This is a genomic window from Pusillibacter faecalis, assembly GCF_018408705.1.
Taxonomy (GTDB): domain Bacteria; phylum Bacillota; class Clostridia; order Oscillospirales; family Oscillospiraceae; genus Oscillibacter; species Oscillibacter faecalis.
Genome location: NZ_AP023421.1, coordinates 145,096 through 158,422 on the forward strand (window position 1 = coordinate 145,096; position 13,327 = coordinate 158,422).

General features: G+C 56.1%; 15 protein-coding genes. All 15 read left to right on the top strand.

Annotated elements, in window-relative coordinates; translation table 11 throughout:
• Positions 1-5 precede the first annotated feature (5 nt).
• The 15 genes from KJS55_RS15280 (at position 6) to ispF (ending at position 13,318) form a co-directional block, all read left to right on the top strand.
• Positions 6-788 carry a segregation and condensation protein A gene (locus tag KJS55_RS15280; RefSeq protein WP_213543779.1) on the top strand — a complete coding sequence of 261 codons (783 nt, stop codon included), beginning with the start codon at positions 6-8 and terminating at the stop codon, positions 786-788.
• Between the two features lie 28 nt (positions 789-816).
• A complete protein-coding gene (scpB, locus tag KJS55_RS15285; RefSeq protein ID WP_394806177.1) occupies positions 817-1,416 on the top strand; it encodes an SMC-Scp complex subunit ScpB in 600 nt (199 codons plus the stop codon).
• 23 nt (positions 1,417-1,439) lie between these two features.
• Positions 1,440-2,060: a DUF2953 domain-containing protein gene (locus tag KJS55_RS15290; protein ID WP_187028594.1), complete on the top strand. Its 621-nt coding sequence runs from the start codon at positions 1,440-1,442 to the stop codon at positions 2,058-2,060.
• Between the two features lie 21 nt (positions 2,061-2,081).
• On the top strand, positions 2,082-2,495 hold the full coding sequence (locus KJS55_RS15295) for a GerW family sporulation protein (protein ID WP_228300580.1): 414 nt from the start codon (positions 2,082-2,084) through the stop codon (positions 2,493-2,495).
• Positions 2,496-2,539: 44 nt separating this feature from the next.
• Positions 2,540-3,625, top strand: a complete 1,086-nt coding sequence (locus KJS55_RS15300) for a D-alanyl-D-alanine carboxypeptidase family protein (RefSeq protein WP_213543780.1) — start codon at positions 2,540-2,542, stop codon at positions 3,623-3,625.
• A gap of 8 nt (positions 3,626-3,633) precedes the next feature.
• Positions 3,634-4,347: a pseudouridine synthase gene (locus tag KJS55_RS15305; RefSeq protein ID WP_213543781.1), complete on the top strand. Its 714-nt coding sequence runs from the start codon at positions 3,634-3,636 to the stop codon at positions 4,345-4,347.
• A gap of 120 nt (positions 4,348-4,467) precedes the next feature.
• Positions 4,468-5,361, top strand: coding sequence for a MurR/RpiR family transcriptional regulator (locus KJS55_RS15310; RefSeq protein ID WP_228300581.1), 894 nt, complete (start codon positions 4,468-4,470; stop codon positions 5,359-5,361).
• The gene (locus KJS55_RS15315) at positions 5,354-6,604 is read left to right on the top strand and encodes a BaiN/RdsA family NAD(P)/FAD-dependent oxidoreductase (RefSeq protein WP_213543933.1); all 1,251 of its coding nucleotides are present in this window, start codon (positions 5,354-5,356) and stop codon (positions 6,602-6,604) included. Before KJS55_RS15310 ends, KJS55_RS15315 begins: the two co-directional genes overlap by 8 nt.
• Positions 6,601-7,281 (top strand): (d)CMP kinase, encoded by a 681-nt coding sequence (gene cmk, locus KJS55_RS15320; protein ID WP_213543782.1) that lies wholly within the window; start codon positions 6,601-6,603, stop codon positions 7,279-7,281. Before KJS55_RS15315 ends, cmk begins: the two co-directional genes overlap by 4 nt.
• Positions 7,278-7,922: a lysophospholipid acyltransferase family protein gene (locus KJS55_RS15325; RefSeq protein WP_187028583.1), complete on the top strand. Its 645-nt coding sequence runs from the start codon at positions 7,278-7,280 to the stop codon at positions 7,920-7,922. The genes cmk and KJS55_RS15325 overlap by 4 nt, the downstream gene beginning before the upstream one ends.
• A complete protein-coding gene (locus KJS55_RS15330) occupies positions 7,910-9,880 on the top strand; it encodes a bifunctional 4-hydroxy-3-methylbut-2-enyl diphosphate reductase/30S ribosomal protein S1 (protein WP_228300582.1) in 1,971 nt (656 codons plus the stop codon). The genes KJS55_RS15325 and KJS55_RS15330 overlap by 13 nt, the downstream gene beginning before the upstream one ends.
• 146 nt (positions 9,881-10,026) lie before the next feature.
• Complete coding sequence (locus KJS55_RS15335) at positions 10,027-11,373, top strand: butyryl-CoA:acetate CoA-transferase (RefSeq protein WP_187028581.1); 1,347 nt, start codon at positions 10,027-10,029, stop codon at positions 11,371-11,373.
• Positions 11,374-11,595: 222 nt separating this feature from the next.
• A complete protein-coding gene (locus tag KJS55_RS15340; RefSeq protein WP_187028558.1) occupies positions 11,596-12,090 on the top strand; it encodes a CarD family transcriptional regulator in 495 nt (164 codons plus the stop codon).
• A 15-nt stretch (positions 12,091-12,105) separates the two neighbouring features.
• Entirely contained in the window at positions 12,106-12,831 is a 726-nt protein-coding gene (ispD, locus tag KJS55_RS15345; RefSeq protein WP_213543783.1) for a 2-C-methyl-D-erythritol 4-phosphate cytidylyltransferase, read from the top strand.
• A gap of 4 nt (positions 12,832-12,835) precedes the next feature.
• Positions 12,836-13,318, top strand: a complete 483-nt coding sequence (gene ispF / locus KJS55_RS15350; RefSeq protein WP_317347683.1) for a 2-C-methyl-D-erythritol 2,4-cyclodiphosphate synthase — start codon at positions 12,836-12,838, stop codon at positions 13,316-13,318.
• The last annotated feature ends 9 nt before the right edge of the window (positions 13,319-13,327 follow it).

Here is a 13,327-nt window from a genome sequence, read left to right on the forward strand (position 1 = left end):
TGGGTATGGAGAATCCCGTATTCAAGCTGGAAAAGGTAGTCCGTTCCAAATCGGAGGAGATGCAGGATTTTGAGGGGCCCCTGGACCTGATCCTGTTTTTGCTGAGCAAAAATAAAATGGAGATTCAGGATATCTCCATTGCGCTGATTTGCGATCAATATATGACCTGGCTGGAACAGCGCCAGCGCATGGATTTGGAGGTAGCCAGCGAATTTGTGTCCATGGCTTCTCATTTGGTCTACATCAAAACGCGCATGCTCCTCTCAATCGAGGATGAGGAGGCCCAAAATGAGATGGACGCACTGATCCAGTCCCTGGAGGAGCGGCGGCGCAGCGAGAGCTACGGAAAAATCAAGGCGCTGGCGGCGAAGCTGGAGCCCATGGCGGAATTTGGGCGAAATATTGTCACCCGGAATCCGGAGCCGGTAAAACGGGGCCGGATCTACGAGTACGACCAGGAAAAAGTGGATTTGCTGCTGGCGATGGCAGAGATTCAAAACCGCGCGGAGCGCTCGCTGCCGCCCCCCAAAACAGCATTCCAGGACATTGTACGCTATGAGCCTTATCCGGTGGAAAGCAAGGCCCGGGAGATTTTGCAGCGGCTCAAGGAGCAGGGGATTACCCGGTTCCGGCTGCTGTTTCAGGGCAACCGCAGCCGCAGTGAGGTAGTGGCCACGTTCCTTGCGGTACTGGAGCTGTGCCGGGCCAGAGTACTCCATTTGGCCGGGTCCGAGACGGATTGCACAGTCCGTCAGGATGGGGAAGTGCCGGAGCATTTGACATCATAAGGAGATGCTCGATTTGGAAAGCATGGACATGAGAGAAATTGAATCCGCGATGGAAGGCATTTTATTCGCATCCGGAGAGCCGGTACATGTGGACAGGCTCTGCACAGCGTTGGAGCTGGACAGAGCCACGGCAGAGCAGGTACTGCAAAGGCTGATGGACTACTATGCATACGAGCGGCGCGGCATCCGTCTGCTGCGGATGGAAGACAGCTGGCAGCTTTGCTCCGCACCGGACTATGCGGAGGTCATCCGGCGAGCCTTTGAAATCCGCAAGCCTGCCAAGCTCAGCCAGCCGGCACTGGAGGTTTTGACCATTATCGCCTACTACCAGCCCACCACTCGGGCGTATGTGGACCAGATTCGAGGCGTGGACAGTGCCTATACCATCGGCCTTCTCCTGGAGCGCAGGCTCATTGAGGAGTGTGGCCGGCTTCAGGTGCCAGGGAGACCGCATCTCTACCGCACGACCAAGCAGTTCCTGCGGGCGTTTCACCTGACGAGCCTGGAGGATCTGCCGGAAATGCCGGATCTTGGCGGCGAAGGCCAGATGCGCCTAAATGAAAGCGGTGAAATTGTGGACCCCTTGGATGGGGCTGACTCTGCAGCAGCGGAGAGCGGCGATGCATAAGAATTTTTGAAAAGGGGACGGCTATGCTGTGGATTGTGGGGATTCTGGCGGCGTTGGTGGTGCTGATATGCTGTATCCGTATGGGCGTCCTCGTAACATTTGCGGGGCAGAGTGCGGTGGTAGAGCTGAAAATTGCACTCTTTCATATCCAGTGCTATCCGGCAAAAGAAAACGGCAAGGCGGCGCAGAAACAGGCGGAGACTGCGGCAAAAGCTGTGGACAAGGCGGTGAAAAAGGAGCTGCCGAAGTTCGAAGATATTCGGGAAGCTGCGAAAGCGCTCTGGCCACCGCTGCGGCGAGCCCTTGGCCGGCTAGGCCGGGGGATTCGGGTTGATCCGCTGGATTTACGGGTGATATTAGGCGGAGCCAGAGACCCAGCCCAGACTGCCCGGATGTATGGGTATCTTCATGCCGGCATATGGACCATCATGCCGGCTATGGAGGAACTGGTGGAGATCCGGAAGCCCTATCTCCATGTGGGTGTGGACTATGAGAACACGGAGACCATATTACATGGTCAGATTGGCATCTCAGCCCGACTTGGGACCTTGCTGCGGGCAGCACTGAGCGCGGGGATTCCAGCGATCAGGTGGTTCCTCCAACACCGCAAGAATATGTCTGCGCCTACCCAGGCGGCAGCGTGATGGATGCAGGATATTTCCGCAATGCGGAGAAAGGACAACAAGATGGATAACGAGAAGAAAATGCCCCTGAACGATCTGATCCGCTCCACAATGGACAAAGTCCACGAGATGGCGGACACCAACACAATTGTGGGTCAGCCAATCTCTACGGCGGATGGCGTGACGCTCATCCCGATCTCCAAGGTCAGCGTCGGCTTTGGAGGTGGCGGCGGAGACTACGGAAAACCGGAGCAGAACAATTTCGGCGGCGGTGCGGGAGCTGGTATGAAGATTGATCCGGTGGCTTTTCTGGTAATCAAGGATGGGATCACCCGCGTGCTGCCGGTGGCGGTGCCGCCGGTTTCAACGGTGGATCGCATTGTGGAGATGGCGCCGGATATTATGGATAAAGTGGAAAAATATTTCGACAGGAAGGAATCAAAAGAAACCCTGTGAGCGGGGTATACTACCATCACTGCGAACAAAGGAAGTGATGGACTGTGGGAAAGCGGATTGCCGGCATCTTATTAGCGGTGCTGATACTGGTTTTTGCGATGCCTGCCCGCGTGGGAGCGGTCAGTACCTCTGCAACTGCTGCCATTTTGGTGGACGCCGACAGCGGGCGTGTGCTGTACGAACAAAATGCGGACGCCCGGATGCTGATCGCCAGCACTACAAAAATCATGACGGCGCTGGTGGCAATCCGGGAGGGGAACCTCTCTGACACGGTGAAGGTCAGCAAGAAGGCAGCGTATACAGAGGGCTCGTCCATGTATCTCAAGGTTGGAGAAGAACTGACGCTTGAGACGCTGCTCTATGGGCTGATGCTCTGCTCCGGCAACGATGCCGCTGTAGCGATCGCGGAGCATGTGGGGGGGAGTGAAGCTGGCTTTGCAAAGTTGATGAATGAGACAGCAGCGGAGCTAGGGATGGAACATACCTCCTTTGCCAATCCCAACGGACTGGATCACGAGGATCACTACTCCACCGCTCGGGACATGGCAGTATTGGCTTGTGCGGCTATGAACAATGAAATACTCGCCCGAATCGTTTCCACCCGCACAGTGACCATCGGTGGACGGACTATGACCAACCACAACAAGCTCTTGAGCTATATGGACGGCTGCATCGGTCTCAAAACAGGCTATACCCAAGCCGCAGGCCGGACGCTGGTAAGCTGCGCGGAACAGGAGGGCCAACGGCTGGTGGCGGTGACACTGCAGGATGGCAATGATTGGGCGGATCATCAGGCTCTCTATGAGTATGGTTTTTCCACCTATCCATCTCAACGGTTGGCAACGCTGGGGCAGCAGCTGCAGGAGGCGGCGGTACAGGGCGGTGCGGTGAGTACGGTTCCTCTGATTGCGGCGGATACGGTCTCCTGGCCAACGGCGAAAGGGGAGCGTGTAGAGACCCGCATAGAGCTGGAGCAGCCATTGACAGCTCCCCTCACAGCAGGCAACCGTGTAGGACAGGCGGTCTTTACCTGGAAGGGACAGGAGATTGGCCGGGTGGACCTGCTGTGCGGTGGGAACGTGGCCCCCGCGGTAGAATCCGCCTGGAACACTTTGAAACTGCCGGGATAGAGGAGACTATGGAAGAACGCATTCAAAAATTGCTCTCCGCTGCGGGAATTTGTTCCCGCCGCACAGCGGAGACATACATCACAGCCGGACGGGTAACGGTAAACGGCCGCCCGGCAGCGCTTGGAGATCGAGCGGACCTGGAGCGGGATGACATTTGCGTGGATGGAAAGCGTCTGCAATCAAAGACAGAACGGGTCTATCTGCTGCTTAACAAGCCCCGTGGGTATGTGACGACGCTCCAGGATGAAAAGGGACGAAAGACTGTGGCGGAGCTGGTCAAGGACTGCGGCGCCCGAGTCTGGCCAGTGGGACGGCTGGATATGGACTCTGAGGGATTGTTGCTGATGACCAATGATGGGGAGCTGACCCGCCGCCTGCTGCATCCCGGCGAAGAGGTGGAAAAGACCTACCATGTCTGGGTGTACGGCCCGGTAGCCGGTGCCGCGAAGCGTCTAGCCGCTGTGACGGATTTGGAGGGGGAATGCATTCGTCCAGCCCGGGTGGAAATGCTGCGGCACACCACCCGGACGGCAGAGCTGGCTGTTACCATTCATGAGGGGAAAAACCGTCAGATCCGGCGCATGTGTGCCGCCTGCGGTCTGACGGTCAAGCGGCTGCGCCGGGTACGTGAACACACGCTGGAGCTGGGGACACTGCCACCAGGGACATGGCGGTATCTAAGCGAAGCAGAGCGGATGGCGCTTACTCAGAGTTCCCAGTGAGGCGGTCCGGTGTCAGACACTTTCGTAAGCGTTTCGTCCAGCAAAAATGGTTGCTTTTCCAGAGAAATATGATAGAATACGACGGAACCACACGCTGGACTTTCGGCTACGAGGGCACGTATGGAAACCGATGAGGAGAGAATGACCGTGGCGAAAAGTATTTTACATATGATTGACGGGCATATGAACCGCTTTTCCAAGGGACAAAAGCGGATCGCCGGGTATATCCTGGAGCATTACAACGAGGCCGCGTCTATGACGGCCAGCAGGCTGGGGAAGCTGGTGGGCGTCAGCGAGTCCACGGTAGTGCGTTTTGCCTCGGAGCTGGGATACGACGGCTATCCAAGCATGCAGCGAGCCCTGCAGGAGATGATTCGAGGCCGATTGACCTCTACGCAGCGCATCCAGGCGGCGGGGAGTACCTTTTCCGGCCAGGATATCCTGGGCGCGGTGCTACAGTCAGATATTGACAAGTTGCGGGAGGTGGTTAGCGAGGCAGACCGCCAAGCCTTTGACAACGTTGTGGACCGCATCGAAAGGGCGGGGCATATCTATATTTTGGGTGCCAGATCCTCTACTTTTGTAGCGGGATATTTGAACTTTTACCTGCATTTGCTGTTTGAAAACGTCACCCTGGTGCAGACCACCGCTGCCGGTGAGATCTTTGAGCAGCTTTTCCGAATTGGAACGGAAGACGTGATGATTGCCATCAGCTTTCCACGATACTCCAAAGTCACCATGAACAGCGTGAAATTTGCCAAGGATCGGGGAGCCACCATCATAGCCATTACAGATAACGCACTCTCTCCGGTCTTTCAGATGTCTGACGCCGCGCTGTTGGCACCGTGTGAGATGATCTCCTTTGTAGACTCCATGGTGGCGCCGCTGTCTTTGATTAACGCACTGCTGGTTGCCCTGGCATGCCGGATGGGGAAGGATGTCTCTGCGACCTTTTCGGAGCTGGAAGGCATCTGGAACGAATACGACGTCTTTGGGAAGGTGGATGATGAGTAGGGAAGTCGTAGTGGTGGGCGGTGGTGCTGCTGGTATGATGGCGGCGATCACTGCCGCAGAGCAGGGGGGCAGCGTAACGCTGCTGGAGCCAAACGAGCGGCTTGGGAAAAAGCTGAATATTACAGGAAAGGGCCGCTGCAACGTCACGAACGACGCAGACTTGAACACGCTTCTGGCCAACACGCCGAAAAATGGAAGATTCCTGTACAGCGTTTTCTCACGGTTTGACGGACGGGATGCCATGTCGTTTTTTGAAGAGATGGGCGTTCCCCTGAAGGTGGAGCGGGGCGGCCGGGTGTTTCCCGTGTCCGACCGCTCTTTTGATGTCAGCGGCGCGCTGGAGCGGCGATTGAAGTCGCTGCGGGTGTCACTGGTGCGAGATCGGGCAGTAGATTTGGAAATCGAAGATCATGAGGTCCGAGGTGTTTCTGGGGAGCGGCGGCGCTATGCTGCCCAAGCGGTGATTCTGGCTACCGGTGGAATCTCCTATCCAGCCACCGGCTCTACTGGAGATGGCCACCGCATGGCGGAGCGGGCCGGGCACACAGTGACGCCGTTGCAGGGCTCCCTGGTGCCGCTGCAGGGCACACTGGACAATGGCGCCTCCTGCGCACGGCTGCAGGGCCTGGGCCTGCGGAACGTGGGAGTGACTGTTTTTGAAAACCAGAAAAAAATCTATACGGACCTTGGCGAACTGCTGTTTACCCACTTTGGTGTCAGCGGCCCGCTGGTGCTGTCCGCATCCGCTCATATGCGGTGTTTTGGGAAAAAAGCCTACCACCTGGAAATCGATTTGAAGCCGGCGCTGGATGAGCAGACTCTGGACCGCCGTCTACTGTCGGATTTTGAGAAATATGCCAATCATGACTTTTGTAATGCATTACAGGACCTGTTGCCACAAAAGCTGATTCCTGTGATGGTGGAGGCATCCGGTATTCAGCATCACCAGAAGGTCCATGAGATCACCCGGGAGCAGAGGAGGGCACTACTGCTTAAGTTCAAACACTTTGTGGTAAAAATTTCTGCGCCCTGCCCTGTGGAGGAAGCCATTGTCACCTCTGGCGGAATTCGAGTAAATGAAGTGAACCCAACCACGATGGAATCAAAACTTGTAAAGGGATTATACTTTGCGGGTGAACTGCTGGACGTAGACGCCTATACAGGTGGATTTAACCTGCAGATTGCCTGGGCAACAGGCCGTGCCGCCGGGATGGCTGCGGCAGAAGAAGGGAGAAAATCATGAGTACCATTCGCATTGCGATTGACGGACCCTCCGGTGCGGGAAAGAGCACCTTGGCCCGCAGTATTGCAGAGAAGCTGGGTTATCTTTATGTGGACACGGGGGCCATTTACCGTACCCTTGGATATCATATCTACGCCAAAGGGCTGAATCCCAAGGACGGGACGGCGGTGAGTGCGGAACTTCCGGGGCTACGGGTGGAGATGTCCCACGGGAGGGATGGGCTGCAGCGCATGCTTTTGAACGGCCAGGATGTTACAGAGCGCATTCGTCTACCGGAGGTGTCCATGTACGCCTCCGCTGTGTCGGCCCATCCCAGCGTGCGGACCTATCTCCTGGAGATGCAGCGGGCGCTGGCCCGGACGCACAATGTGATTATGGATGGCCGGGACATCGGCACGGTTGTACTGCCAGATGCGGAGGTCAAGGTATTTCTCACTGCCTCGCCAGAGACCAGGGCGCACAGGCGGATGTTGGAGCTGGAAGATCGGGGGACACCGGAGCCCTACGAAAAGGTGCTGGCAGATATTCAAAAGCGGGACTGGGACGACTCTCACAGAGCGGTAGCGCCTCTGCGGCAGGCGGAGGATGCGGTGGTTCTGGATACCACTGCATTGAACTTCCGAGAGAGTGAGGAGGCCCTGCTGCGGATCATCCGGGAGAGGACAGCCAAATCATGAAGCCATTTAATTTGTTTTTTGTGTTTGTATACTACTTGGTAGGACTTGTAACCCGCATTCTGCACCCTACCACAGTGGAGGGGATGGAGAATCTGCCTGAGCATGGTGCACTGCTGTGCCCCAACCACTCTAGTAATTGGGACCCGATTTTGGTTGTTCTGAGGCTTCCCATTCACTACCGGGTACACATTATGGCGAAGGAAGAGCTCTTCCGCAACCCGGTGTTGGCCTGGATTCTTCGCAAGGTGGGGGCATTCCCTGTCAGTCGTGGGAGCAATGACATCGAAACAGTCCGTACTGCCATGCAGTCCATCAAAAGTGGTGATAACCTCTTGATCTTTCCGGAGGGGACGGTGATCCGCAATGGCATTGGCTATGTGGACGGCCTTCCGCCCCGGGCGCGGGCGGGAGTGGCGGTGATCGGCGTGCGGACAGGAGCTACCCTGATCCCGGTTTTTGTGGATGGGGAGAAGAAGCTGTTCCACCGGACCCGCATCATCTTTGGAAAGCCCTATGAGCCCCATTATACCGGCCGGCGGGGAACTTCGGAGGAGATGCAGAAAATCGCGGATGATCTGTTGGAGGAGGCCTATGCCTTGGGCGGCCAGGCTGTGGGAGGTGCACCGCTGTGCGGGAAGTGATGTTGGCCAAAAGTGCCGGCTTTTGCTATGGTGTGCGGCGTGCGGTGGAGCTGGCGCGAAGAACTGCGGAGGGCGGCGGAAACTGCTGGATGCTGGGAGACCTGATCCATAACCGGTTTGTGGTGGAGGACCTGGCAAGGCGGGGTATCCGGAAAACGGCGGACAGCGCCCTGCTGGGACCGGACGACACCGTGATTATCCGCTCTCACGGGGAGCTGAAAAGCGTGCTGGATGCCCTGGAACAACGGGGTGTCCGTTGCGTGAACGCCACCTGCCCCAATGTCATCCGGATTCAGCGATTGGTTGCCCAGGCGGAAGCGGAGGGACGCCAGCCGGTGATTATTGGCGAGGCCGCTCACCCGGAGGTAGCAGGGATTGCCAGCTGGTGCCTGTCACCGCTGGTTTTTGATGGGCCGGAGTCGGTGCAGGCATGGCTGGACACCCCTGAAAGCAAGCGGGAAATTCCCATGACCGTGGTGGCTCAGACCACCTGTATTCGTGAACTTTTTGAAAGTTCATGGAAAATCATAAAAAAAGAGTGTACAAACGTCAAAATCTTTGATACAATATGTGATGCTACGCATAAGCGTCAATCTGAGGCGGCAGAAATTGCTTCTCAGGTGGATGTGATGGTTGTGGTGGGAGACCGTAAAAGCGCCAACACCAAACATTTGACGGAAATTTGTATGCAGAGCTGTTCCCGCGTTCTACAGATTGAGGCGGCGGACGAGCTCTCGGCGGATGATTTCAATGGTTGCTCTGTTGCGGGCCTTACGGCCGGTGCCTCCACACCTGCGGGCATCATTAAGGAGGTATATGCAACGATGAGCGAAGAAATCAGAGCGGCCGAGGGCAAAGAGGAGTCCTTCGAGGAATTACTGAATCAGTCTTTTAAAACTTTGAATAATGGAGATAGGGTAACAGGCATTGTCACTGCGATCACCCCCACCGAGGTGCAGGTGGATGTAGGTGCTAAGCAGGCAGCCTACATCAAGCTCAGCGAGCTGACGGACGATCCCACTGTCAAGCCTGAGGACGTGGTCCATGTGGGCGATGAGATTGAGACTTGGGTTGTCCGCGTTAATGACGTGGAAGGCTATGCAGAGTTGAGTAAAAAGCGCCTGGATGCCGCCAAGGTCTGGGAAAATATTGAACAGGCCGTTGAGGAAAAGACTGTGCTGGACGGTACTGTCACCGAAGAGAATAAGGGCGGTATCGTGGTATCCGTCAAGGGCGTGCGGGTATTTGTGCCTGCTTCCCAGAGCGGCCAGCCCCGCGGCGCCGATCTCTCCGCTATGAAGGGGCAGAAAGTTCAGCTGCGCATTACAGAGGTGAACCGCGCCCGCCGCCGTGTGGTGGGGTCCATCCGCTCCGTGACTGATGAGGCCCGTCGGGCTGCTCAGGAGGAGATTTGGAGCAACATCGAGGTGGGCAAGCACTACACAGGCACGGTCAAGTCCATGACCAGCTATGGCGTATTTGTGGACATCGGCGGTGTGGACGGCATGGTACATATCTCCGAGCTGAGCTGGAGCCGTATCAAGACGCCATCCGAGGTGTGCAAGGTGGGCGACACGATGGAGGTCTATGTGATCTCCTTTGATCCTGAGAAGCGTAAGATTTCCCTGGGTGTCAAGGACCACAGTGTAGATCCCTGGCAGGTGTTCATGGATCGGTACAGTGTGGGGGACGTTGCGAATGTCCGGATTGTCAAGCTGATGACCTTCGGCGCCTTTGCCGAGGTGGTCCCCGGCGTGGATGGCCTGATTCACATTTCCCAGATTGCCGACCGCCGTATAGAAAAGCCCGAGGATGTTCTTTCTGAGGGGCAGATGGTGGACGCAAAGATCACTGCCATCGATGAGGAGAAGAAGAAAATCTCCCTGTCTATCCGTGCTCTGCTGACTCCCGCAGCTGAGGAAGTCCCCGCAGAGGAAGAGGCTTCCGCGGAGGAATAATCCCGTCTGCGAAGGGGCAGGCCCGCTCGGGTCTGCCCTTTTTTCAAGAAGCGGGCGCGTCTGCCGTTTTTGCATTACGGCTTTGGTACCCCCGTTTCATGCGTGCTTTTGATATCAAATCTTGAGTTTTTATAGGAGGAATGAAGATGGATTTTCAGGCGCAGTATCAGCAGAAGCTGACCACGGCAGACGAGGCAGTTAAGGTGGTCAAATCCGGAGACTGGGTGGATTTTTGCTGGTGTGTCAGCACCCCGGTCGCGTTAGATCAGGCGCTTGCCAGAAGAAGTGAGGAGCTGACGGACGTGAAAGTTCGCGGCGGTATCTTGCTGCACCGCCCTGCCATTGCTGATGTTCCGAACGCTGCGGAGCATTTTAGCTGGAACTCCGCGCACATGGGTGGTATCGAGCGCAAACTGATCAGCGAGGGCTTTGCCTACTATATGCCGATCCGTTATTCTGAGCTGCCCAGCTATTATCGCAGCGGAAATTCCAAGGTAGATGTGGTGATGATTCAGGTAGCGCCGATGGATGAGCACGGTTGGTTCAACTTCGGCCCCTCTGCCTCCCATCTGAAGATGGCCTGCGAAGCTGCCAAAACTGTGATTGTAGAGGTCAACCGGAACATGCCTGTTTGCATGGGCGGTTACGATAACTATGTTCATATCAATCATGTGGATATGATTGTGGAGGGCGAGAATCCCGCCATTGACCAGATGGCTGGTGCCGGTGCCCCCTCTGAGGTGGATTTGGCCATTGCCAATCTGGTGGTGCCTGAGATTCCAGACGGTGCCTGCCTGCAGCTTGGTATTGGCGCGGTTCCCAGCGCCATCGGCCGGATGATTGCCGAGTCTGACCTGAAAGATCTGGGTGTGCACACAGAGATGTATGTGGATGCCTTTGTAGAGATCGCTGAGGCAGGAAAGATCACCGGCGCCCGCAAGCCGTTTGACCGTGGCCGCCAGGTATATGCCTTTGCTGCCGGCAGCCAGAAGCTCTACGATTATCTGAACAACAATCCTGAGTGCTGCTGTGTCCCTGTGGATTATGCCAACGATGTGGCCCGCGTCTCCCAGATTGATAACTTTATTTCCATCAATGGTGCGGTGGACATTGACCTTTACGGACAGGTGTCCTCTGAGTCCTCTGGAACCCGCCACATCTCCGGCGCCGGCGGGCAGCAGGATTTTGTGCTGGGTGCTTATCTCTCTAAGGGCGGTAAGAGCTTCATCTGCTGTCCCGCCACGGTCAAGGATAAAAAGAGCGGCGAGTTGAAATCCCGCATCCGTCCCACCCTGCTGGAGGGATCCGTGGTCACTGCCACCCGCACCAACCTGCACTGGTTGGTGACAGAGTACGGTAAATTTAATGCAAAAGGCAAGTCCACCTGGGAACGGGCAGAGGGCATCATCAGTTTGGCCCATCCGCAGTTCCGAGATGAGTTGATTGCACAGGCGGAAAAGATGCACATCTGGCGCCGCTCCAACAAGAGATGAACCTGAGAGTACAGATGTGTTTTTCAGTGATAAACGGCCCCAAAGAGGGCCGTTTATCACGTTTTTAGGCGCGATTTTCTGGTCAAAATCACATTTTTTTAGAAAAACAGCTTGTAAAATTAGAAAAAAATAGGTATAATATGTTTATAATTTCTTGAATTTCCCAGGAAAACATATCACAAAAGCGGAAAGTTGTAACGCACGGATTGGAGAGGAGGGAACATGTTCAGCATTGGGGATCTGGTCGTGCATCCTATGCATGGTGCAGGTGTGATTGATGACATCGTACAGGAAAAGGTCGCAGGAGTCATGAAGGAATATTATGTGTTTAAAATGCCGGTGGGTGGTTTGGTTTTAAAGATTCCAACAGCTAACAGCCAGGTGATTGGAATCCGGGGAATTATCTCACAGGCAGAGGCAGAGGAGCTGCTGAATGCGCTCCCGGACCTGACGGTGGAGGCCAATGCCAACTGGAACAAGCGATATCAGGAAAATTTAATGCGGTTGAAGAGTGGGGATTTATATCAGGTCGCCCGGGTCATTAAGAGCCTGATGCAGAGGGATTCCCTGCGTGGACTTTCCACCGGAGAGCGGAAGATGCTTCATAATGCAAAACAGATCATGATCTCTGAGATTGTGATGGCGGAAAAGGTGGCATATCGGGAAGTAGAGACACGGATTGATCACGCCATGATGCAGCTTCCTGTACCGCAATGACGAGAGGATGGAAACATGTTGTCTTTTTTCAAAAAAATGAAAGAGAGCAGCCGTCCACGGTGCACAGCATTGGTGGCGGCTGCTGGCAGTTCCAGACGGATGGGCGGTGTAAACAAGCTGTTGGAACCTCTGGATGGGATTCCGGTGCTGGCCCGGACGCTGACGGCCCTGCAGCTTGCAAAGCGGGTGGATGAAATTGTTGTAGCCTCTAGGGAGGAGGATCTGCTGGACATTTCGGACCTGTGCCATACATATGGGATCACCAAGTGCAGCAAGGTAGTGCGGGGCGGTGCGAGCCGCGTCCACTCAGTCTTGCTGGCTGCACTGGAAGCACCGACAGAGAGTGAGCTGCTGGCCGTGCAGGACGGCGCTAGACCGTTGGTGACACCGGAACTCATCGATCAGGTCGTCTCTGCTGCCGCCCGGTGCGGGGCTGCCGCGCCGGCGGTTCCGATCAAGGACACGGTGAAGGAAGTCCGGGATGGAGGCGCGGTAGAACGGACACTGAATCGGGAAGTTCTGCGGGCAGTTCAGACACCGCAGGTTTTTGATGCAGAGCTCCTGAAGGCTGCCCTTCAGGCGGCGCTGGAAAGAGAAGACTTTGTCACCGATGACTGTTCTGCTGTGGAGCGCTTGGGCAAGGTGGTTTTTCTGGTAGACGGAGACGAAGAGAACATCAAGATCACAACCCCGGTGGACATGGTTGTGGCAGAGGCAATTCTGGAGGCAAGAGAGGAGTGAGCGCATGGGGATGCGCATTGGGCACGGCTATGACGTGCATCGTGTGACCGCAGGCAGGCCGCTGATTCTAGGCGGGGTGGAGATTCCCTGGGAATGGGGACTTTTAGGACACTCCGATGCTGATGTCCTGACGCATGCGGTGATGGATGCCCTCTGCGGAGCAGCGGGTATTGGAGATATCGGCGCATTGTTTCCGGACAGTGACCCGCATTATGCCGGAATTTCCAGTCTGTGCCTTTTGGAGGAAGTGGCGCGGCTCTTGCATGAGCGCGGATTTTCCGTGGTCAATGTGGACGCCACACTGGTGGCGCAGGCACCGAAAATCAAGTCTTACAAAGTCGCCATGGCAGAGCGGCTTTCCGGGGCTCTCGGTGTGAATGCAGAGCAGGTAAACGTAAAGGCCACCACAGAAGAGGGGCTGGGGTTTACCGGCGATGGCACCGGCATGGCGGCCCACGCCGTGGCGCTGCTGGAAAAACAGGAATAGAGGGACGCT

Coding starts and splice junctions, on each gene's coding strand:
- KJS55_RS15280 (WP_213543779.1), top strand. CDS start 6: ATGGAGAATCCCGTATTCAAGCTGGAAAAGGTAGTCCGTTCCAAATCG.
- scpB (WP_394806177.1), top strand. CDS start 817: ATGAGAGAAATTGAATCCGCGATGGAAGGCATTTTATTCGCATCCGGA.
- KJS55_RS15290 (WP_187028594.1), top strand. CDS start 1,440: ATGCTGTGGATTGTGGGGATTCTGGCGGCGTTGGTGGTGCTGATATGC.
- KJS55_RS15295 (WP_228300580.1), top strand. CDS start 2,082: ATGCGGAGAAAGGACAACAAGATGGATAACGAGAAGAAAATGCCCCTG.
- KJS55_RS15305 (WP_213543781.1), top strand. CDS start 3,634: ATGGAAGAACGCATTCAAAAATTGCTCTCCGCTGCGGGAATTTGTTCC.
- KJS55_RS15310 (WP_228300581.1), top strand. CDS start 4,468: ATGGAAACCGATGAGGAGAGAATGACCGTGGCGAAAAGTATTTTACAT.
- KJS55_RS15315 (WP_213543933.1), top strand. CDS start 5,354: ATGAGTAGGGAAGTCGTAGTGGTGGGCGGTGGTGCTGCTGGTATGATG.
- cmk (WP_213543782.1), top strand. CDS start 6,601: ATGAGTACCATTCGCATTGCGATTGACGGACCCTCCGGTGCGGGAAAG.
- KJS55_RS15325 (WP_187028583.1), top strand. CDS start 7,278: ATGAAGCCATTTAATTTGTTTTTTGTGTTTGTATACTACTTGGTAGGA.
- KJS55_RS15335 (WP_187028581.1), top strand. CDS start 10,027: ATGGATTTTCAGGCGCAGTATCAGCAGAAGCTGACCACGGCAGACGAG.
- KJS55_RS15340 (WP_187028558.1), top strand. CDS start 11,596: ATGTTCAGCATTGGGGATCTGGTCGTGCATCCTATGCATGGTGCAGGT.
- ispD (WP_213543783.1), top strand. CDS start 12,106: ATGTTGTCTTTTTTCAAAAAAATGAAAGAGAGCAGCCGTCCACGGTGC.
- ispF (WP_317347683.1), top strand. CDS start 12,836: ATGGGGATGCGCATTGGGCACGGCTATGACGTGCATCGTGTGACCGCA.